Source organism: Fuscibacter oryzae, from assembly GCF_016765795.1.
Taxonomy (GTDB): Bacteria; Pseudomonadota; Alphaproteobacteria; order Rhodobacterales; family Rhodobacteraceae; genus Fuscibacter; species Fuscibacter oryzae.
In genome coordinates this window covers 14,555-36,228 of the sequence record NZ_JAESVP010000005.1, presented here as the reverse complement: position 1 = coordinate 36,228, position 21,674 = coordinate 14,555, and the positions used below count along the sequence as shown (strand labels likewise).

At 63.9% G+C, this 21,674-nt stretch carries 17 protein-coding genes; 10 read left to right on the top strand and 7 right to left on the bottom strand.

Annotation, left to right across the window (positions count from 1 at the left end):
• Window positions 1-46 precede the first annotated feature (46 nt).
• Window positions 47-970 carry a DMT family transporter gene (locus JI744_RS10605; protein WP_202660555.1) on the top strand — a complete coding sequence of 308 codons (924 nt, stop codon included), beginning with the start codon at window positions 47-49 and terminating at the stop codon, window positions 968-970.
• Here the strand turns inward: JI744_RS10605 and JI744_RS10600 are convergent.
• A complete protein-coding gene (locus JI744_RS10600; protein WP_202660553.1) occupies window positions 967-1,548 on the bottom strand; it encodes a thymidine kinase in 582 nt (193 codons plus the stop codon). The genes JI744_RS10605 and JI744_RS10600 overlap by 4 nt on opposite strands.
• Window positions 1,549-1,901: 353 nt before the next feature.
• On the opposite strand from JI744_RS10600, the gene JI744_RS10595 reads away from it, so the two are divergent.
• On the top strand, window positions 1,902-2,354 hold the full coding sequence (locus JI744_RS10595) for a hypothetical protein (protein WP_202660551.1): 453 nt from the start codon (window positions 1,902-1,904) through the stop codon (window positions 2,352-2,354).
• Between the two features lie 19 nt (window positions 2,355-2,373).
• Here the strand turns inward: JI744_RS10595 and JI744_RS10590 are convergent, their stop codons facing one another.
• The 5 genes from JI744_RS10590 to JI744_RS10570 form a co-directional block, all read right to left on the bottom strand.
• Complete coding sequence (locus JI744_RS10590) at window positions 2,374-3,735, bottom strand: DEAD/DEAH box helicase (protein ID WP_202660550.1); 1,362 nt, start codon at window positions 3,733-3,735, stop codon at window positions 2,374-2,376.
• 57 nt (window positions 3,736-3,792) lie between these two features.
• Window positions 3,793-4,212, bottom strand: a complete 420-nt coding sequence (locus JI744_RS10585) for a hypothetical protein (protein WP_202660548.1) — start codon at window positions 4,210-4,212, stop codon at window positions 3,793-3,795.
• Between the two features lie 317 nt (window positions 4,213-4,529).
• Window positions 4,530-5,111: a hypothetical protein gene (locus JI744_RS10580; RefSeq protein ID WP_202660546.1), complete on the bottom strand. Its 582-nt coding sequence runs from the start codon at window positions 5,109-5,111 to the stop codon at window positions 4,530-4,532.
• 347 nt (window positions 5,112-5,458) lie between these two features.
• Window positions 5,459-8,800, bottom strand: a complete 3,342-nt coding sequence (gene carB, locus JI744_RS10575; RefSeq protein ID WP_202660544.1) for a carbamoyl-phosphate synthase large subunit — start codon at window positions 8,798-8,800, stop codon at window positions 5,459-5,461.
• A 199-nt stretch (window positions 8,801-8,999) separates the two neighbouring features.
• Window positions 9,000-10,559, bottom strand: coding sequence for an amino acid permease (locus tag JI744_RS10570; protein ID WP_202660529.1), 1,560 nt, complete (start codon window positions 10,557-10,559; stop codon window positions 9,000-9,002).
• 273 nt (window positions 10,560-10,832) lie between these two features.
• Between JI744_RS10570 and JI744_RS10565 the strand changes: the two genes are divergently transcribed.
• From JI744_RS10565 to JI744_RS10535, 7 genes are all read left to right on the top strand, one after another.
• Window positions 10,833-11,972: an aminodeoxychorismate synthase component I gene (locus JI744_RS10565; RefSeq protein WP_202660527.1), complete on the top strand. Its 1,140-nt coding sequence runs from the start codon at window positions 10,833-10,835 to the stop codon at window positions 11,970-11,972.
• Window positions 11,930-12,550, top strand: a complete 621-nt coding sequence (locus JI744_RS10560; protein WP_202660525.1) for an aminotransferase class IV family protein — start codon at window positions 11,930-11,932, stop codon at window positions 12,548-12,550. Before JI744_RS10565 ends, JI744_RS10560 begins: the two co-directional genes overlap by 43 nt.
• Before the next feature lie 341 nt (window positions 12,551-12,891).
• Window positions 12,892-14,670, top strand: coding sequence for an aspartate--tRNA ligase (aspS, locus tag JI744_RS10555; protein WP_202660523.1), 1,779 nt, complete (start codon window positions 12,892-12,894; stop codon window positions 14,668-14,670).
• Window positions 14,671-14,672: 2 nt separating this feature from the next.
• Window positions 14,673-15,179, top strand: a complete 507-nt coding sequence (locus tag JI744_RS10550) for a DUF1993 family protein (protein WP_202660521.1) — start codon at window positions 14,673-14,675, stop codon at window positions 15,177-15,179.
• A gap of 97 nt (window positions 15,180-15,276) precedes the next feature.
• Window positions 15,277-16,635, top strand: coding sequence for a DUF1800 domain-containing protein (locus JI744_RS10545; protein ID WP_202660519.1), 1,359 nt, complete (start codon window positions 15,277-15,279; stop codon window positions 16,633-16,635).
• A gap of 2 nt (window positions 16,636-16,637) precedes the next feature.
• The gene (locus JI744_RS10540; protein ID WP_328757222.1) at window positions 16,638-17,849 is read left to right on the top strand and encodes a DUF1501 domain-containing protein; all 1,212 of its coding nucleotides are present in this window, start codon (window positions 16,638-16,640) and stop codon (window positions 17,847-17,849) included.
• Between the two features lie 54 nt (window positions 17,850-17,903).
• A complete protein-coding gene (locus JI744_RS10535; protein WP_202660516.1) occupies window positions 17,904-18,620 on the top strand; it encodes a GNAT family N-acetyltransferase in 717 nt (238 codons plus the stop codon).
• 59 nt (window positions 18,621-18,679) lie between these two features.
• Here JI744_RS10535 and fsa read toward each other — a convergent pair whose 3' ends face one another.
• Entirely contained in the window at window positions 18,680-19,333 is a 654-nt protein-coding gene (fsa, locus tag JI744_RS10530; protein WP_202660514.1) for a fructose-6-phosphate aldolase, read from the bottom strand.
• Between the two features lie 142 nt (window positions 19,334-19,475).
• Between fsa and JI744_RS10525 the strand changes: the two genes are divergently transcribed.
• A complete protein-coding gene (locus tag JI744_RS10525) occupies window positions 19,476-21,665 on the top strand; it encodes a primosomal protein N' (protein WP_456237459.1) in 2,190 nt (729 codons plus the stop codon).
• Window positions 21,666-21,674 lie beyond the last annotated feature (9 nt).

The following is a 21,674-nucleotide window of genomic DNA, read 5'->3' as shown; positions in this document are numbered from 1 at the left end:
GCAGCCGCCCGCGCCACAAGAAAAGACAAGAAGCGAAGGAACCCCCATGCCTGCATCACAAGACCGCACCTTGGCGGCGGCCGGCCTGATTTTGGTCTATGCCATGGTCATCGGCTTTACCGACAATTATGTGCAGGTCATCGCCCGCGATGCCGGGCTGTGGCAGTTCCACCTGACGCGCGGCTGTATGGCCATGGCGATTCTGGGGCTGTTTTGCGCGGTGACAGGGCGGCGCTTGCGCCCGGTGAACCTGCGCGCCGTGGTGGCGCGGTCACTGATTCATGGCGTGGCGATGCTGATCTATTTCGGCGCGCTGGCCTTTCTGCCGGTGGCAATGGTGGCGGCCGGCCTGTTCACCGCCCCGATCTTCGTGCTGCTGATTTCACGGTTCGCCTATGGCCACCCGATCGGGCCGGTGCGCATTCTGGCCGTGGCGCTGGGGTTTCTGGGCGTGCTGCTGGTTCTGGGGCGCGAGGCCACGTCTGGCGCGTCACTTGCGGCCCTTTTGCCCATCGCGGCGGGGGCGATGTATGCCATGGGCAATATTGCCACGCGCGAATGGTGCGCAGAAGAGCGGGCAGAGACGCTGCTGGCCGGGTTCTTCATTGCCCTTGGCATTTTTGGTGCGATCGGCATCGTCGTGCTGGCCATCGCCGGGCCGCAAGTGCCCAGCGGGGCCGAGTATTTCCTGATGCGCGGCCCCGTCTGGCCCAATGCGGGCTTTTGGTTCTGGACCTTTGTTCAGGCCGCCGGGTCGCTGCTGGGCGTGGGCTTTATGATCCGGGCCTATCAGATAACCGATGCGGGCCGTGCCTCGGTTCTGGAATATGTCATCCTGCCGGCCTCGGCCTTTTGGACCTGGGTAATCTGGGGGCAGACGCTGCATGCGCAGGCGTGGATCGGCATGGCGCTGATCGTGGCGGCGGGCAGCATCATCGCCCTGCGCGCCCGCCAGCAAGAGGCGGGCTAAAGGTCGCCCGTCGCTGCACGCCAGTGGCGGCGGCACAGGCTTTGATAGGTGTCATTTCCGCCGATCACCACCTGCTCGCCTTCGCGCAGCACGCGGCCATCTGGGCCTTTGCGCACCACCATGGTGGCCTTGCGCCCGCAGTGGCAGATCGTACGCACCTCGCGCATTTCGTCGGCCCAAGCCAGCAGCGCCGCCGATCCGGGGAACAGGTTGCCCTGAAAATCGACCCGCAGGCCATAGCACATCACCGGCACGCCCAGATCATCGACCGCGCGGGCCAGTTGCCAGACCTGTGCCTTGGTCAGAAACTGCGCCTCATCGACAAAGACACAAGCAACCGCCCCCTGCGCCAGCCTTGCCTGCACCATCTGATACATATCGTCCTGCAGGGCAAAGGTCGCGGCGGGTTCGGCAATGCCGATGCGGCTGGCAATCTGGCCGTGCCCGGCGCGGTCATCCATCTGCGCGGTCATCAGGAAGGTCGCCATCCCGCCTTCGCGGTAGTTGTGCGACGCCTGTAGCAGCAGGGTCGATTTCCCGGCATTCATGGTGGAATAGTGAAAATACAGCTTGGCCATGACCGGCCCTTAGCCGAAGCAGCCCCCGGCCCGCAAGGGGCCGGGTAGCGAGAGGGTAGGGGCCATCCGTGGTGGCTTTATCTTGCCGCACACCGCGCCACAGGCCGGTTACTCGTACACTCAGGAAACATCCTGATCACTGATACACGGGACAGGCCCGCCGGCACCGCCAGATTGCACTGTGCGGCGGACCCCCACCCTTGGCCAATGCTGGGGACATCGGCCTTAAACTCGTTACGCTTCCGGTAGCCCGGAATGCCTTTATGAATGACAAACTCTTGCCGCGTGATTAATGGGAAAGTTCTATGGGTTTTCCCCGCCCTGATCCTTTTGGGGAAGAAGGTGAATACAATATGAGTGCGGCGAGCTATCTTAAGAAACATACCGAAGCGTTGGTCAAGGATGTGGGCATCGAAGCCGCCTGCGAGATCACCGGCAAGTCGAAGGCGACGCTGGGGCGCTATTATTCAGACAATGACGAACACGGTGACCGCTTTATGCCGATCGACGTGGTGGCAGAGCTGGAGTCGGCCTCGCGCTTTCCGCATGTCACCTCGGCCTTGGCCGAGTTGCGCGGCATAACGCTGTCTTATGACCATGATAAGCGCAACTCGACCTCAAAAGGGGTCAATCAGGATGTCGTGGCGCTGGCACAGCGTTTCGCCATGCTGATGGGAGAGTATAATCTTGCCATCGCAGATGGTCAGATTACCGTGAATGAGGCCAAACGGATGCTGCGCGAAACGCTGGCCTTGCAGGAAGTGCTGCTGGAGATGAAGCTGAACCTTGAAGACGAGGTCAGCTAAGCCGGGTAAGCTGGGGCGGTCAGCTAGACCGCCGCCCGCCGCCCGGTTTGCCGCCGCTGCCACCCCGGCGCGGCGCTTGGGCACCGCCCCGTGCTGCGGGTTTCGGCCCGCGCGGGGCCTGAGCGGGGCGATCCCCTTTTGGCGCTGCTGCCTTGGGTCCGGCAGAGCGTGGACCGCCTCCCTGTGGCCGCTGGCCCTGCGGCCTTCCGCGGCCCTGGTTGGGCTTGGGGGCCGCCGCAATCGCATCTGCCGCCCAAGGGGCACCGCCCAGAACCGGCAGCACCTTTTTCAGGATCTTTTCGATGGCTTGCAGTTCGCCCATTTCGGCTGGCGCGCAGAAGCTGACCGAAGTGCCCTCGGCCCCGGCGCGCGCGGTGCGGCCAATGCGGTGAACGTAGTTTTCGGGCACGTTCGGCATGTCATAGTTATAGACGTGCCGCACAGTCGGAATGTCGATGCCTCGCGCGGCGACATCGGTCGCTACCAGCACATCCACCTCACCGGCCTTGAACTCTGACAGGATGCGGTCTCGCTGGTTCTGGCTGCGGTTGCCGTGAATGGCCCCGACCTTGAAGCCCCAGCCGCCAAGCACCTTGGCCAGCTTGTCCGCGCCATGCTTTGTACGCGAAAAGACCAGCGCCTGTTCGCCGGGATGCTTGAGCAGATAGCTTTCCAACAGCTTGGCCTTGTCGCCGTTGGGGATATAGTGAACCCCTTGGCTGACCTTTTCAGCCGGTTTGCCCGGCGGGTTCACCTGAACGCGGATCGGATCGCGCAGATAGGTGTCGGCGATTTCCTCGATATCCTTGGGCATCGTGGCCGAGAACATCATGGTCTGGCGGCGCAGCGGGATATGCTTGGCAATCCGGCGCAGGGCATGGATGAAGCCCATGTCCAGCATGTGGTCGGCCTCGTCCAACACCAGATAGCCGCATTTTTCCAGATTGACGTCGTTGCGCTCGATCAGGTCGATCAGACGGCCCGGCGTTGCCACCAGAACATCGGCACCTTTGGCCAGCGACATGGCCTGCCGGTTTACCGAGGCCCCGCCCACGACCATCACCACCTTGACGGCGGTGCCCTTGGTGAAGGTTTCGAAATTGTCCTTGATCTGCTGTGCCAACTCTCGGGTCGGGGCCAGGATCAGCGCGCGGATGTTGCGCGGGCCGGGAGGGTGGCCGATATCCAAAAGCCGGTGCAGCAGGGGCAGGCCAAAGGCCGCCGTTTTGCCGGTGCCGGTCTGGGCAAGTCCCATCAGATCGCGCCCCGCCATGATCGGCGGAATGGCTTGCGCCTGAATCGGGGTGGGGGTTTGCAAATTCGTCGCGGCCAAAGCCTGGACGAGTTTGGGCGAAAGGCCAAGGTCCGCAAATGTGGTCATGCGCGGCGGATGGTGGATTTCAGCTCCAATGTCAAGCGAAGCTGCCGTGTAACTGGATCAGGCGGCAAAAGCAGCGACGGGGCGCCCTGCCTGTTCGGTCAGCGCGGGGCTGCGACGGGCGGATTTGCTCTGCGGTGCCGTGCCGGTCAGATGCTGTTGCAGCATGCCGATATCTTCCGCCGCGAACCCGGAGTTGTGGATCAGCGTCGGCACCACCAGCCCGGCAAAGTCGAATCGGTCGGCCATTCCACGGCAGTTTTCCATCAACACGCCGATCCGCGCCAAATTCGCCTCTACCCCGCGCGAAGGATCGATCTGAAAGGCAGTCAGGATGCGGTTCCAGACATGGAGTTCAGCGGCGATGACCGCCTCTGCCGTGTCACCGGCATAGCCGTTGACCTGGGCGACATACAATTTGCGGGCCGCTTCCAATGCAGCAAGGCGGGGGTTCGGTCGTGCGAAAAGCCCGGAGAACATGGATGCGCGCCTCTTGTTAGTCGATTCTACCTAGTTAACTTCACTCAGCCCTGAGGCGAGTCTCTGGCCGGATTGTGGCAAGATTGAGTTAAGCGCAGGTTAATCTCCCTTTGGTTGAGTTGCCACCCAGCCGATGAATGCAGGGCCAGTCTAGGCGGTTCATTGCCTGCGATGTGGGATTTCCTGTATGCAAAACATGATAATCCATTGATTAAAATGAAATATTATGCCAACATGGGGCAGGGTTGCACCATGCTGAATTGAAAAGGGGCGCATCTGGATGCGCCCTTTTAGATAACTGAGTCAGGCCGCCAGAATCAGGCGGATTTACGCTTTCTGCTGCGGCGACTGGCAAAACCCAAGCTGCCGATAGCGGCCAGCAACAGTGGTGCAGCCGCAGGCAGCGGCACCGGCGAAACTGCAGACACGTCCAGATTGTTCAAAGCCCAGGATTCATCGCCTGTGCCCTGATTGCCGCCATTGTAGGGGCCGACCGGATTATAGGTGACAGCGAAGCTGTTCGCGCCGGCGACCAGATTGGCCAGACCAGACACCGCAACCGTGCCGCCGTTCCACGAACCGCCGGAAACTGCGGTCCAAGCCCAGCCAAGGGTGTTGGTGATCACGGAATCACTGCCGCCACCGCCAAGGTTGAAATAGCCCTCGAACACGGTGACGCCGTTCAGAGCGACCGAGAACAGGTCATCATAGCCGTTGCCAAAGTCATCAACGCTTTGCGCGCCGAACAGATCGAATGACAGCGCGGTCGAGCCGCCAGCGGCACTAAAGTTGACGGTCAGGGTTTCGGGGCCGCGATAGGCACCGTTGGGCTTGGTCGCGCCGTCGGTGTAAATCACCGCGGCCGGTGCGACCGCCGCCGACAGGACAGACGCCGACAAGGCAAATGCAGCACTTTTGAGAAACGAATAAGATATGGGTTCTCCAAAAGTTACAGAACGACATCAGCCAATTGCGCGCCGATCCGTTAAATTTTGGAGGATAAGGATGGCCCGCGATGGGGCGAAAAGCGTTGAGTTTTGGCACTCCACCCGCCGCATGACCAGATATGCCAAGGCGTGAGCATTGTTGATTGCCCGGCAACAAGTTGGCTAGGCGAATGCGCACCAATCCTGTCGGGCTGACGACCAAAGACACTTGTCGCCTGCGGCAAGCGAATCGCGATTTTTTCCACGGGGAGATGCTCTCTGGCCGAAGTGACGGCCAGAGATCGGATGTGGCCCGGATCTCAGCCCTGCAACGTCCGCACGCCATACCCTTCACCGCGCGCCTTCATGGCGGCGACGGTGGCGATGGAGGCGGCAGCGGTGGTGAAATAGGGGATCTTGTCCATCAGCGCGACGCGGCGGATGTCGCGGCTGTCGGCGATGGCTTGCGTGCCCTCGGTCGTGTTCATCACCAGAGCAATTTCGTTGTTTTTCAAGCGGTCAACGATGTTGGGGCGGCCTTCGTACACCTTGGCAACCGGGGTCGCGGCAATGCCGACCGAAGACAGCCATTGCGCGGTGCCCTTGGTGGCGACAATCTCGAACCCCATGGCAACCAGATCGCGGGCGGCCTCGGCCAGTGCCTCGGTCTTGTCCATGTCTTTCACCGAAACGAAGGCGCGACCGGTGTCGGGCAGTACCGTGCCCGCCCCCATCAGCGCCTTGAGGAAGGCCAGCGCGAAGGTGCGGTCCCAGCCCATGACCTCGCCGGTCGATCGCATTTCCGGCCCCAGAACGGGGTCAACGCCGGGGAAGCGGGCAAAGGGCAGAACCGCCTCTTTCACACTGAACCACGGGGTATTCGGGTTTGCCAGTGTCAGCGGATCAGCCAAGGGCAGCGGGCTGTCGGGGCCGACGCCTTGGGGATACGGGGCGCGGGCCGGGAAGTTCGACAGCGGTTCGCCCGCCATGAGGCGCGCGGCAATGGAGGCGATTGCGCTGTCGGTGGCTTTTGCCACGAAGGGCACGGTGCGGCTGGCGCGCGGGTTGACCTCCAGCACATAGATCACGCCGTCCTTGATGGCGAACTGCACGTTCATCAGTCCGACGACATGCAGGGCGCGGGCCATTTCAACCGTCTGGCGTTTCAACTCTTCAACGGTTTCGGGCGACAGGGAGTGGGGCGGCAGGCAGCAAGCGCTGTCGCCGGAATGAACGCCCGCCTCTTCGATATGTTCCATGATTCCAGCGACATGCACATTGGTGCCGTCACAGAGCGCATCCACATCCACCTCGATCGCGCCGGACAGATAGCTGTCAAGCAGCACAGGCGTATCGCCTGAAACCTGCACGGCGGTGGCGATATAGCGTTCCAACTGCTCATCCGAGCGCACGATTTCCATCGCCCGACCACCCAGCACGAAAGATGGGCGGATGACCAGCGGATAGCCGACCGCATGGGCAACCTTGAATGCCTCGTCCCGGCTGCGGGCGGTGCCGTTCACCGGCTGTTTCAGACCCAGCTTTTGCAGGAAGTGTTGAAAGCGCTCGCGGTCCTCTGCCAGATCAATCGCATCGGGCGTGGTGCCAAGGATCGGGATGCCCTCTTCATGCAGGGCGTTGGCCAGTTTCAGCGGGGTCTGCCCGCCGAATTGCACGATCACGCCATGCAGCGTGCCGTTTTCCTGCTCTACCCGCAGGATTTCCAGAACGTGTTCCAGTGTCAGGGGTTCGAAATACAGGCGATCCGAAGTGTCATAGTCGGTCGAAACCGTCTCGGGGTTGCAGTTGACCATGATGGTTTCATAGCCCGCCGCCGTCAGGGCATAGCAGGCATGGCAGCAGCAATAATCGAACTCGATCCCCTGACCGATGCGGTTCGGGCCACCGCCAAGGATGACGACCTTTTTGGCAGCACTGGGCCGGGCCTCGCACTCCACATCGCCCATCGCGGGGGCTTCGTAGGTGGAATACATGTAAGGGGTCTGCGCCTCGAACTCCGCCGCGCAGGTGTCGATGCGCTTGAAGACGGCGGTGACGCCAAGGTTGCGGCGGGCGCGGCGCACCTGCGCCTCATCCCGGCCGGTCAGCTTGGCCAGACGGGCATCGGTGAAGCCCATCATCTTGAGCTTGCGCAGACCATCGGCGGTGACGGGCAGGCCGGATTTGCGGATGTCGGCCTCGGTGTCGATGATCTCGCGGATGCGGGCCAGGAACCAGGGGTCGAAAGAGGTGATGGCCTGAATGTCGTCATTGCTGAGGCCATGGCGCATGGCTTGGGCGATAACGCGCAGGCGGTCTGGCGTGGCTTGGCTCAGGGCTTTGGAAATGGCGGCGCGGTCGGGCGTGCCCGTATTCGAAACACCGGGAATGGCGATTTCGTCAAAGCCGGTCAGACCGGTTTCAAGGCTGGCCAGTGCCTTTTGCAGCGATTCGTGGATGGTGCGGCCAATCGCCATCGCCTCGCCCACCGATTTCATCGCGGTGGTCAGCAGGGGTTCGCTGCCGGGGAATTTTTCAAACGCGAAGCGCGGGATTTTGGTGACCACATAGTCGATCGAGGGTTCGAACGACGCGGGCGTGACCTTGGTGATGTCATTGTCCAACTCGTCCAGCGTATAGCCGATGGCGAGTTTTGCGGCGATCTTGGCAATCGGGAACCCCGTCGCCTTCGACGCCAGCGCGGAGGACCGCGACACGCGCGGGTTCATCTCAATCACCACCATGCGGCCGTCGGCGGGGTTGATCGCCCATTGCACGTTGGAGCCGCCGGTTTCCACCCCGATCTCGCGCAGCACGGCGATGCTGCCGTTGCGCATGATCTGATATTCTTTGTCGGTCAGCGTAAGCGCAGGGGCCACGGTGATCGAGTCGCCGGTATGCACGCCCATCGGGTCGATGTTTTCGATGGAGCAGACGATGATGGCGTTGTCGGCCTTGTCGCGGACAACCTCCATTTCATATTCTTTCCAGCCCAGCAGCGATTGGTCCACCAGAACCTGAGCCACGGGCGAGGCCTCCAGCCCCGAGCGCACGATGGCCTCGTAGTCATCGCGGTTATAGGCCACGCCGCCGCCGGTGCCGCCAAGGGTGAAGGCGGGGCGGATGATGGCGGGCAGGCCGACATATTCGATTTCGGAAATCGCCTGTGCGACGCCGGCGGCGATGTCATACTTACCGTTGACCTTGGGGGCGGACACGATGGTTGCTTTGGGGTTTTCCAACCCGATGCGGTCCATCGCCTCGCGGAACAGCTTGCGGTCTTCGGCCATTTCGATGGCGTCGCGCTTGGCGCCGATCAGTTCGACGTTGAACTGGTCCAGCACGCCCATGTCGGCCAAGGCCAGCGCGGTGTTCAGGCCGGTCTGCCCGCCCATGGTGGGCAACAGGGCATCGGGGCGCTCTTTCTCGATGATCTTGGCGACAACCTCGGGGGTGATCGGCTCAATATACGTCGCATCGGCCAGACCGGGGTCGGTCATGATCGTGGCGGGGTTCGAGTTCACCAGAATGACGCGGTAACCCTCTTCCCGCAGGGCTTTGCAGGCCTGAGCGCCGGAATAGTCGAACTCGCACGCCTGACCGATGACGATGGGGCCTGCGCCGATGATCATGATAGACTTGATATCGGTTCTTTTTGGCATCTCATTCTCCATCGGGCGGGCAAACTGGCGGGGTTATAGTCGCCTGCTTTCCGGGCGCAAGGCGGAATCGGTCGGGCCTTGGGGCACAAAATCCCCGGAAGGATTGTGCAAATTTCTTTGAAGAAATCCGGCGCCAGATCCGGCGCAGCAAAAAGGGCCGGAAGTTTCCTTCCGGCCCTTTGCGTTTATGTCAGACCGCTCAGGTCTTTTCGCCGACCGCAGCCTCTGCCGCGGCGATTGCGGCCTTGCGTGCGGCGATGCGATCACCCGTTGGCGGGCCTTCGAAACGGCGGTTTTCCACCAGAACCCACAGCACGACGGCAAGGGCGATGAAGCCCAGCACCACATAGAGCACCCGTTCATTCGGCGGGGCCACGGCGATGAACAGGATCACCGCCATACCAACCACCGACAGAACGGTGACCAGCTTGTAAAGCCCCGCAGACATCGCCCAAGGGCCGGGGTTCGGCCATTTGGCGGTGCCATAGGCAAACAGGCCCGCGACCAGCGGCACGGTGAAGGACAGGAACAGGAACACAAGGGTCGAGTTCACGACGATCACATAGATCGAGGTTTCACCGACCTTGATGGTCATGGCCAGCACCACATACAGGATGCACAGCACCGTGGCCGTCCAGATGGCATTCACCGGGGTGCGATACTTGGGCGACACGGTGGCCAGCGCCTTCGAGAACATCGGGACACCATCGTCGCGCGAGAAGGCGAACAGCATCCGGCTGGCCGAGGTGACCGTGGCCAGACCGCACAGCAGTTGCGCGATGAAGATGCCCAGATACAGCACGTCTTTCAGCGCGGCAGGCAGGATCGCATCCATCGTGGCAAAGAACATGCCCCAGCCCTGACCGGCCGCGGTGGCCATGTCGGGGATTGCCAGAGTGATGGCGCAGATCATGATCCAGCCGATGAACGACGACCAGAACACGGCCGTCACGATGCCTTTTGGCACCGAGGTGGCGGCGTTCTTGGTTTCCTCGGACGTGTGGGCCGAGGCGTCATAGCCGGTGATGGTATAGACCGGCAGCAACAGGCACAGCAGGAACAGATAGCCTACGTTATCCGATTGCGGGAAGACGTTGCCGCCTGCCTCGCCCGAATAATTGGTGAACGTCCACAGCCGCGAGATGTCGATTGCGGGCGCATAGACCAAGCAGGCGATGACCAGAACGGCAGTCACAGCAAAGATGATATAGCCCGAGATGTCGGTCAGCATCGTGGTGACCTTGATCCCCAGATGGTTGAACAAGGCTTGCCCGGCGGTGATGGCGGCGACAAAGCCCACCACCTGCCAGTCGGTGCCGGTAAAGCCGAACATCGGACCGAAGGTGCCGGCAAAGAAATAGGCGGTGCCGATGTTGATGGCCCCCAGAACCGTGATCAGGCCCAGAAGGTTAAGCCAGGCGGTCAGCCAGCCCCAGAAGCGGTTCCCCAGAATGGAGCCCCAGTGATAAAGGCCCCCCGCCGTGGGAAAGGCCGAGGCGATCTGTGCCATCGACAGGGCGAACATGCCCGACAGGATACAGCCGACGATCCAGCCGATACCCGCGCCAGCGCCGCCGACCGAAGAGATGGCTTGGGCGAACGAGTTGATGCCGCCCGACAGGATACAGATGATCGAGAACGAAATGGCGAAGTTCGAGAACTTCGACATCGAGCGTGACAGCTCTTGTGCATAGCCCATGCCATGCAGGACTTTTACGTCCTCATGGTGGTCCTTGTCGGAATATTGGTCCGAAGACATGGTTTGGTTACCCTCCAATCCGTTGGGATGTTCTTATTGTTTTTGAGAGGTGCGGCTGCATGTCGCGCCCTGCGGCAAAGGAGAACCGGGATTTTTCAGTCTGGCAAGCGTTGAATAGAATTTTACAGCACGATGTCAGGGGGCAAGGCCGGGGTGGGGGCGGATTGCCCTTTGCGCGGGCGTCGCAAATGTCACCCGTCGGGGCGTGGCAATGCTGGCCTGCGGGGGGGAGGCGCGCTAGGTAGAGGGCGTGGCGGCAGGAGGCGGCGGGTTGTGATCGTTCTGGAAGATGGCCCGAACGGCGGGCCTGCGCTGTTTCACGGAGCCGAGACGGTACTGGTGGCCCATCGGGGTGACGAGGTGGCCGATCTGCTGGCACAGTTGGATGCAGCGCGCGCGCGCGGCCTGTGGGTGGCGGGCTGGCTGGGCTATGAGGCGGGTTATGCCGCAGAGCGAAGGCTGGCAGGTCTTGCGCCGATGCCAGAAGGGCCGCTGGCGGTGTTCGGGCTGTTTCGCGGGCCAGAGGCGGCGGATGCGGTGCTGGCCCGCGCGGCAGAGGAGGGGCGTGGCGTGGCTTTGGCTCCGGCAGAGCCGATGATCTCGCGCGCCGAATATGACACGGCGATGGCACGGGTGCTGGGTTATATCGGCGCGGGCGACTGCTATCAGATCAACCTGACCTTTCCTTTGCAGACGCGGCTTTTGCGCGGCACGCCGCTAGGCCTTTATGGCGCGCTGCGGGCCCGGCAGGCGGTGGGCCACGGGGCCTTCGTCGATCTGGGGGCAGGGCCGGTGGTTGTATCGCGCAGCCCGGAACTGTTCCTGCGCACAACGGCGGTGGGCCGGATCGAGGCCAAGCCGATGAAGGGTACCCGCCTGCGCGATGCCGATCCGGTGCGCGATGCCGAACTGGCCCAAGAGCTGCGCGAAAGCCCCAAGGACCGCGCCGAGAACCTGATGATCGTGGATCTTTTGCGCAATGACATCAGCCGGGTTGCCCGCATCGGCTCGGTCAAGGTGCCCAAATTGTTTGCGGTGGAAAGTTTTGCCACCGTGCATCAGATGGTGTCCACCGTGGTGGGCGATTTGGTCGATGCGCCCTCAATGGCCGGGCTGATGGCGGCGCTCTTTCCCTGTGGATCGATCACCGGGGCGCCGAAAATCCGCGCGATGGAGATCATCCGCGAGGTCGAGCCCCATCCGCGCGGGGTGTATTGTGGCGCGATCGGCTGGATGGCCCCCGATGGGGCCAGCAGTTTCAATGTGGCCATTCGCACACTATCGCTGTGGGCTGATGGCCGGGTCACCTTGAATGTCGGCGGCGGCGTGGTGCAGGATTCCACCGCGACAGGCGAGTGGGAGGAAGCGCTTTGGAAAGCGCGCTATATCCGGGGGCTGACGACCCCGACCTGAAGCTGATTGAAACGCTGCTGTGGGATGGCGCGCGCTTTCCCCGTTTGCCCTTGCACGCCGGGCGCATGGCGCAATCGGCCGAGGCGCTGGGCTGGGCATTTGATCTAGCCGCCTTTCGTGCCGCCCTTGCCACCCGGCCAGATGCCCCCGCCCGGGTGCGGGTTACCGCCAACCGGGCGGGCGAGGTGGTGGCCGCCTTTCACCCCTTGCCGCCCCGCGCGTTGGGATGGCGGATTGCGGTCTGCCCAGTGCGGCTGCGGTCGGATGACCCGTGGCTGGGGCTGAAAACCACACGGCGGGCGGTTTATGACCGTGCCCGTGCCACGATGCCCATCGGCATCGACGAGTTGCTGTTTGCCAATGAGAAAGGTGAGGTCTGCGAAGGCACCATCACCAACATCTTCTTTGACCGGGGCAAAGGGTTGCGCACGCCACCGCGCACATCCGGCCTGTTGCCCGGCGTGCTGCGCGAGGCGATGGCCTGCCCGGAGGAGGTGTTGCTGTTCGGCGATCTGCCGATGGTCAAGATCTGGGTCGGCAATGCCCTGCGCGGGCTGATCCCGACGGTCTGGGCGTAAGGGGGCAGGCGCCAGAGTTTGTCCGGGCGGAATTGGAAACGCACCGCGTTTCCCGCCCGCGCGTGCGGATATCACAAGAGACGGTGCCAGATGCGCCCAAGAAAGGCCGGTGCCTGCCCCCGGTGGGCGAGACGCGCCCGCCGATGGCGGGGCGGGCGCTGGCCGGGCCTTAGAGGCCCGGCGGTGCAAATTGCCCTCGCACCGCATGGCGAAGGCGATGGCCTTCGCCAGAACGCAGACAGGATAGCTGCTGTCCGCCCCCTCCCCACCGGGGGGTTGACTTGGCCGCGTGGCAGGGGTCTATCGGCGCGGACCAATAGCCTCGACCCAAGGGGACGCTTATGCACGCCTATCGCAGCCATACCTGCGCCGATCTGAACAAGGCCCATGTGGGCGAAACCATCCGCCTTTCGGGCTGGGTTCACCGTGTGCGCGACCATGGCGGGGTGCTGTTCATCGACCTGCGCGACCATTACGGCATCACGCAGGTTCTGGCCGACAGCGACTCGCCCGCCTTTGCCGCGCTGGAAAAGGTGCGCGCTGAATGGGTGGTGCGGATCGACGGGCGGGTGAAGGCGCGGGATGCCGCGCTGGTCAACGCCAAGATCCCGACCGGAGAGATTGAGGTTTACGCCACCGGCGTCGAAGTGCTGGGTGCTGCCGAGGAACTGCCGATGCCGGTCTTTGGCGAGGTGGAATACCCCGAGGAAACCCGCCTGACCTATCGCTTCCTTGATCTGCGCCGCGACACGATGCACCAGAACATGATGCTGCGGTCGAACGTGGTGCGCTGGCTGCGCAATGCGATGTGGGACCAGGGGTTCAACGAATTCCAGACCCCGATCATCACAGCCAGCAGCCCCGAAGGCGCGCGCGACTTCCTCGTGCCGTCGCGCCTGCACCCCGGCAAGTTTTATGCCCTGCCGCAAGCGCCGCAGCAGTTCAAACAACTGATCCAGGTGGCGGGCTTTGACCGCTACTTCCAGATCGCGCCTTGCTTCCGCGACGAAGACCCGCGCGCCGACCGTTCGCCGACCGACTTTTACCAGTTGGACATCGAGATGTCGTTTGTCACGCAGGATGATGTGTTCGGTGCCGTGCAGCCGGTGCTGCAAGGGCTGTTCGAACATTTCGGCAAGGGCCGCAAGGTTCACACCGACTGGCCCAAGATCGCCTATCGCGACAGCCTGAAATGGTATGGCAGCGACAAGCCCGACCTGCGCAACCCGATCAAGATGCAGGACGTGTCCGACCATTTCCGCGGCTCGGGCTTTGCGATCTTCGCCAAGCTGTTGGAGACCGAAGGCAACGAGGTCCGCGCCATTCCCGCGCCGGGCGGCGGCAGCCGCAAGTTCGCCGACCGGATGAACGCCTTTGCCCAGAAAGAGGGCCTGCCGGGCATGGGCTATATCTTCTGGCGGAAGGCCGAGGATGGCACGACCGAAGCCGCCGGCCCTATCGCCAAGGCTTTGGGTGCGGAAAAGACCGAAGCCATCCGGCTGGAACTGGGCTTGGCCGAGGGCGATGCCGTGTTCTTTCTGGGCGGCAAGGCCGAGCAGTTTGAATCCGTCGCGGGCCGGGCGCGCAACGAGATTGGCCGCGAACTGGGGCTGACCGATACCAACAGCTTCCGCTTTGCCTGGATCGTCGATTTCCCGATGTATGAGAAGACGGATGAGGGCAAGATCGACTTCAGCCACAACCCGTTCTCGATGCCGCAGGGGGGCCTTGAGGCGCTGAACGGCGACCCGCTGAACGTCTATGCCTATCAGTATGACCTTGCCTGCAACGGCTATGAGGTCATCTCTGGCGGCATCCGCAATCACAAGCCGGAAATCATGTACAAGGCGTTCGAGCTGGCGGGTTACCCGAACAGCGAAGTGGACAAGCGGTTCGGCGGCATGGTCAAGGCGTTCAAATATGGCGCCCCACCCCATGGCGGCTGTGCGGCGGGGATCGACCGGCTGGTGATGCTGTTGGCCGATACCTCGAACATCCGCGAGGTCATCATGTTCCCGATGAACCAGCGCGCCGAAGACCTGCTGATGAACGCTCCATCCGAACCGACCAACGCCCAGTTGCGCGACCTGCATCTGCGCGTCATTCCGAAAGAAGCGTGACGATGACCTCGCCGCTCTATTCCGCGTCCGTGCCGGTCTTCCTGCACTATCTGGACCGGATGGACGGCATGGTGCGCCAGACGGCGGGGCGAGAGCATTTCCTGCAAGCGCGGATCGCGCCCGATATGTTCACCGCAGCCCAGCAGGTGGCCACGGCCACCGGCTTTGCCTTGCGGGTGGCCTTTCCGCTGGCTGGACGCGAGGTGCCAAAGCTGGCCGATCACGGGATGGACCGCATCGGCCTTGGTCGCCTGATGGTCGAGGCGCGGCAGGGCTTGCAGGGTCTTGACCCGACCGAGTTTGCCGAGGCCCACACCCGCCTCATCCGCCACCGTGCGGGCTTTGCCGAGCTGGACCAGACGGGGGCCGATTTTCTGCACCTGTTCGGGATGCCGAACTTTCTGTTCCACGCCAGCATGGCCTTTGCAGTGCTGCGCCAGCAGGGCCTGCCCATCGGCAAGGCAGATTTCGACGGGCTGCACGATTATCCGCCCGGTTTCCGGTTCTAGGCAGCGCGCCGGGCGGGAAATCGCGCGGATCTGATCGGCAGTGCTTGGACACGGTACCGCCCGTCCCTACATTCAGGGACAGACAAGGGTAGGCCCGATGACCCCAGCCGAGATTGCCGCCTTCCGCTTTGGCTATGGCCCCGGACCCGGCATGGCCATAACGGCGGATGCTTTGTTGGCTGGTCTGGCAAAGCCCGACAGCGCGGCGCTGGCCTATCCGATAGTGGCAGGCGACGACCTGACCCAGATGCTGAGCGCCGCAGATCAGGCACGGTTGGCGGCCAAGAGGCATAATCCGCGCGATCCGGCCCTTGATGCGCGGGCGATTGAACTGGATCAGGCGGTGATTGCCGCCTCCGGTGCTGCACTGCGGGCCACGCTGGCGCGGGCGGTGGCGGCCCCCGATGGTCTGCGAGAGCGGCTGGGGGCGTTCTGGGCTGACCATTTCACCGTGGCCGCCCCCGGCCTGCACCGCGCAATCATGCCCGCCGCCATGGCGGAAGAGGCGATCCGCCCGCATCTGACCGGTAATTTCGCCGATATGCTGACGGCGGTGGCGCTGCATCCGGCGATGCTGATCTATCTGGATCAGTCCTTCTCGACCGGGCCGAATTCGGCTTTGGGCAAGCGCAAGGGCAAGGGCCTGAACGAGAATTTCGCGCGCGAACTGCTGGAGTTGCACACGCTGGGGGTGGGGGCAGGCTATGCACAGGATGATGTGCGCGAACTGGCCAAACTTTTGTCCGGGCTAAGCTGGCGGCTGCGCACGGGCTTCTCTTTCAACCCGCAAAAGACCGAGCCGGGGCCGCAGGTGGTGCTGGGCAAGACCTATGCGGGCGATACGCTGGACACGGTGCGCGAGGTGCTGGGCGATCTGGCGCGGCGGCCCGAGACAGCGACCCATCTGGCGCGCAAGCTGGCGGTGCATTTCGTGGCCGATGCGCCAGATGCGGGCCTTGTGGCGGCACTGGAGGGGGCGTTCCTGCAAGGCGGCGGTGCGCTGATGCCGGTTTATGAGGTGTTGCTGCGCCACCCGGCGGCGCTGGTGCCGGAGATGGCCAAGGCCAGGCAACCATGGGATTTTCTGGTGGCCAGCCTGCGTGCGCTGGGGGTGACGGGCGATGACATCATGGCCTGGCCCGGCAAGCATTTGACACGCCGCATCATCAAACCCTTGATCGCCATGGGCCAGCCCTGGAAACAGCCGCGCGGCCCCGATGGCTGGGCCGAGGATTTCGCCGCTTGGATCAGCCCTTCGGGGCTGGCGACGCGGATCACCTGGGCGATGAGCGTGCCGGAAACCATTCTGCGGCCCTTGCCTGACCCTGCGGCTGTGGCGCGTGGCGCCTTTGGCACCAACCCGCCCGATACGGTGATCTGGGCCGCCAGCCGCGCCGAGACGCGGGCCGATGGCATCGGGCTGGTTCTGGCCTCGCCCGCGTTCAACAGGAGATGACGATGATCCAGCGGCGGCATTTCTTGCGAGGCGCGGGGGCACTGGCCTGTTCGGCGGCGGCGCATCCGTTTCTGACCACGGTCACGCTGGCCGCGTCCGATGGCGGGCGGCCTTTGGGCGATCATCGGCTGGTCGTGATTCTGCTGCGTGGCGCGATGGATGGGCTGGACGTGGTGCAGCCACAGGGCGACCGTGGCTTTGCCGCGCTGCGCCCCACGTTGAACCGGCCCGATGCGCTACCGCTGGACGGGTTCTTCGCGCTGAACCCGGCCTTGGGCGGGCTGATGCCGCTGTGGCAGGCCGGTCAACTGGGCTTTGTGCATGCCACCTCCACCCCCTACCGCGACAAGCGCAGCCATTTCGACGGGCAGGACCAGCTAGAGGCGGGCACCGGCAATGATCTGGCGCTGGCCTCGGTGCGCGATGGCTGGCTGAACCGGCTGTTGCAGGCGGTGCCGGGGGTGCGGGCCGAAACCGCCTATGCCGTGGGTCGCGAGGAGATGCGCATCCTGTCCGGCCCGGCGCAGGTGCGCGACTGGGCCCCCGATACGCGGCTGGACCTGTCGCCACAGGCGCGTCGGCTGCTGGAGCAGGTTTATCATGACGACCCCGCTTTTCTTGCGGTGGCGAATGAGGCAATGGAACTGGGCATCGACCTTGACGCAGAGCCGGCGGGCATGCAAGCGCCCATGCCAGAGCTTGCGGGCGCGCGTCTGGCCGATGTCGAGGAGCTGGTCGGTTTTGTCACCGCCCGGTTGCGTGCCGAAACCCGGATTGCGGCCTTTTCGCTGAATGGCTGGGACACCCACAAGGCGCAAAAGACCGGAATCGGCCGCAGCCTCAGCCGGCTGGAACGGGCGATCCTGCGGCTGTCACAGCGGCTGGGGCCGGAAATCTGGGGCAAGACCGTGGTGCTGGCGATGACCGAATTCGGACGGACAGCGGCCGAGAACGGATCGGGCGGCACCGACCATGGCACGGCAGGTGCGATGCTGCTGGCAGGTGGGGCCGTGCGCGGCGGCAAGATTTGGGGCGACTGGCCGGGGCTGGACGAGGCCGATCTTTACGACCGGCGCGATCTGTTGCCCACCAGCGATGTGCGTGTCTGGGCGGCGCATGTGATTGCGGGGCTTTATGGCATTGACCGGGCCACGCTGGAATCTGCGATCTTTCCGGGGATGCAGATGGGGCAAGTGCCGGGGCTTATTCTTTAGTGATTGCGTTGGGGTGCGGCCTTGTCTTAGCTGTTTGAAAACAGGGAGAGATACATGGCCGAGACGCCAAGGTTCGGGGCCGCAGTGCCCGACTGGACGCCGCCTGCCCGCCCGCTGGGCGAGGGGCTGGAGGGGCATTGGGTGCGGCTGGAAAAGCTGGACGCCGATGCCCATGCCGCCGACCTGCACCGCGCCTATACCGGGCATGATGCGCTGTGGGATTACATGCCCTATGGCCCGTTTCATTCCGCCGCCGCCTATCACCGCTGGGTGAAAGAGCGCGAGGACTCGACCGATCCGCTGTTTTACACCGTTCGCAATCGCGAGACAGGGCATTGTGGCGGCGTGGCCAGTTACCTGCGCATCACGCCGGAAATGGGCAGCATCGAGGTCGGGCATATCTGTCTGTCGCCCGAAATCGCGCGGGGCCGGGCATGGACCGAGGCGATGTTCCTGATGATGGACTGGGCATTTCGTGCCGGATACCGCCGGTATGAATGGAAATGCGATGCACTGAATATTCCGTCGCGCCGGGCGGCGCAACGGCTGGGATTCAGCTATGAAGGGGTGTTCCGGCAGGCGGCAGTGGTGAAGGGCCGCAACCGCGATACGGCGTGGTTTGCCATCATCGACAAGGAATGGCCCGCGCTGGCAGAGGCTTATCGCGCCTGGCTGTCGCCGTCGAATTTTGACGCCAAGGGGCGGCAACTGGAGCGGCTGAGTGATCTGACGCAGTTGGTGCGGGCGGGGTCGGACCCGGTTCTTGGCTAAGGCCTGTTGGTCCCGGAATGGTGAGGAGGCTGGCAAGCAGCCTCCTTCCGCAACGCGATTTACAGAATTTTCTGGCCGGTCTTGGCCCAATCCTTCTCGAACTGTTCCAGCCCCTTGTCGGTCAAGGGGTGCGAGGCCAGCGACTTGATCACCGAAGGCGGCGCGGTCATCACATCGGCCCCCACCAGTGCGGCTTGGGTCACATGGTTCACCGTGCGGATCGAAGCGGCCAGGATCTGGGTGTCATAGCCATAGTTGTCATAGATCTGGCGAATGTCGGCGATCAGGTCCATGCCATCCAGGTTGATGTCATCCATGCGTCCGATGAAGGGGCTGATGAAGGTGGCGCCCGCCTTGGCCGCGATCAACGCCTGATTGGCGCTGAAGCAAAGGGTGACGTTGACCATCTTGCCTTCGCCCGACAGCACCTTGCAGGCCTTCAGTCCGTCCCAGGTCAGCGGCACCTTGACGGTGATGTTTTCGGCAATCTCGGCCAGCTTGCGGCCCTCGGCAATCATGGCATCGGCCTTCATCGCCACCACTTCGGCCGAAACCGGGCCAGAGACGATCGAGCAGATTTCCTTGGTGACTTCCAGAATGTCGCGGCCGGATTTCAGGATGATCGAGGGGTTGGTGGTCACACCATCCACCATGCCAAGATCGTTCAGCTCGCGGATCGCGTCCACATCGGCGGTATCGACAAAGAACTTCATGGCATCCTCCGGGTTGAATAGGGTTGCAGGGGGTTTACCTCAAACCGGCCAGCGGCGAAAGGGTTCTGTTTGCGCTAACATGGCGGATCGGCTTGCAGGGGTCGATGCGTCGGGCTAGGCCCGAGGGAAAGCGGGGGTGATCGTGGTCGAACGGGTCTATGAGGCGGGGCAACTGGTGGGCGTGTTGACCACCGAACCGCTGGGCCGGGTTCTGGACTACAAGGCCCCCGAAGGCGGCTGTGGCGACGGTGATTTCGTCGAGGTTCCCCTTGGTCCGCGCCGGGTGATGGGTGTGGTTTGGGGCAAGGGCGAGGGCAATTTCGACCCCGCCCGCATCCGCCCCGTGCATCGCGTGCTGGAGGCAGCCCCGATGCGGGCCGAGTTGCGCACGTTTCTGACCCGCGCCGCTGACTACACGCTGACGCCCTTGCCCGCCATGTTGCGCCTTGCCACCCGCGCGCCGGGCTTGGCCGAGGGCGTATCGGCCCGCAAGGTTTACCGACTTGGCGGCGCGGTGCCGAACCAGTTGACCGAGGCCCGGTTCCGCGTGGTCGAGGCGCTGCGGCGGTTTGGCGCGTCGCCGGTGACGCTGGGCGAGTTGGCGGAGGAGGCGGGCTGCGGCGCGTCGGTCGTCAAGGGCTTGGTCAAGCTGGGCGTGGTCGTTGAGGAAGAGGCGCCGCGCGATCTGCCCTATCCGGTGCTGGACCCGGCCCGGCCATCGCGGCTGGCGGGCGATCAGGTGGCGGCGGGGGATGCCTTGGTGGCATCTGTCGCGGCGGGCAGCTTTTCGGCAACCTTGCTGAAAGGCGTCACCGGGTCGGGCAAGACCGAGGTGTATCTGGAGGCGGTGGCCGAATGCCTGCGCGCCGGGCGGCAGGCACTGGTTCTGCTGCCGGAAATCGCCCTGACGGCCGATTTTCTGAACCGGGTCGAGGGGCGGTTCGGGGTGCGCCCGGCCGAATGGCATTCCGGCGTAACCCAGACCGAGCGGCGGCGGCTGTGGAAGATGGTGGGGCAGGGCGGCGCGCAATTCGTCGTCGGCGCGCGGTCGGCCCTGTTCCTGCCGTTCCGCGACCTTGGGTTGATCGTTGTCGATGAGGAACACGACACCAGCTACAAGCAGGAAGACGGGGTGCTTTACAACGCCCGCGACATGGCGGTTTTGCGCGCCAGTATCGTGGGCTGCCCGGTGGTTCTGGCCTCGGCCACGCCGTGTCTGGAAACCTGGGCGAATGTCGAGGCGGGGAAATACGGCCGCATCGACCTTGGGTCGCGCTTTGGCACCGCCGAACTGCCCGAGATGAAGCCCATCGACATGCGGGCCGAACAGATGCCCGCCGACCGCTGGATTTCCGGCAAGCTGGCCGCCGAGGTGCAGGCGCGGCTGGGCAAGGGCGAACAGTCGATGCTGTTCCTGAACCGCCGGGGCTATGCGCCGGTCACCCTGTGCCGGGCCTGTGGCGCGCAGGTGGGGTGCGAGCATTGCGATGCGCGGATGGTGGAGCATCGGTTCCTCAAGCGGTTGGTGTGCCACCAATGCGGGGCGACGAAGCCGGTGCCCACCGCCTGCCCAAGCTGCAATGTTGAGGGACGGATGGCTGCCGTGGGGCCGGGGGTCGAGCGGTTGGCCGAAGAGGTCAAGGCGCGGTTCCCGGATGCGCGGCTGTCGGTGCTGTCGTCCGACCTCTTCGGGTCGGCGCGGGCCTTGAAAGAGGCGGTGATCGATATTGCGGCGGGCGGGGCCGACATCATCATCGGCACGCAGATCGTGGCCAAGGGGCACAACTTTCCGCTGCTGACGCTGGTGGGGGTGATTGATGCCGACCTTGGGTTGCAGGGTTCAGACCTGCGCGCGGCGGAGCGGACGTTTCAGCTGATGCGGCAGGTGGCGGGCCGCGCGGGGCGGGCCGAGAAAAAGGGCGTCGCCTTCCTGCAGACCCATCAGCCCGACCATCCGGTGATCCGCGCGATCCTTGGTGGCGATGAAGAGGCCTTCTGGCGCGCCGAGGCCGCCGAGCGCCGGGCGGCGGGCGTGCCGCCCTATGGGCGGATGGTGGGCATCATCCTGTCCGGTCCCGACGTGGCGCAGGTGTTTGATGTGGGGGCAGAGCTTGCCCGCCGCGACGGCCCCTTGCGCCGCATCGGGGCCGAGGTCTGGGGGCCCGCGCCCGCACCGATTGCGCGGGTGCGCGGGCGGCATCGGGTGCGGCTGCTGGTCAAGGCTGCCAAGACCGCGCCGGTGCAGGCGGCGGTGGCGGAATGGGTGGCGCAGATCAAGCTGCCCACCAACCTGCGGCTTGCCGTGGATATTGATCCGCAGAGTTTTTATTGAGCCATCGGG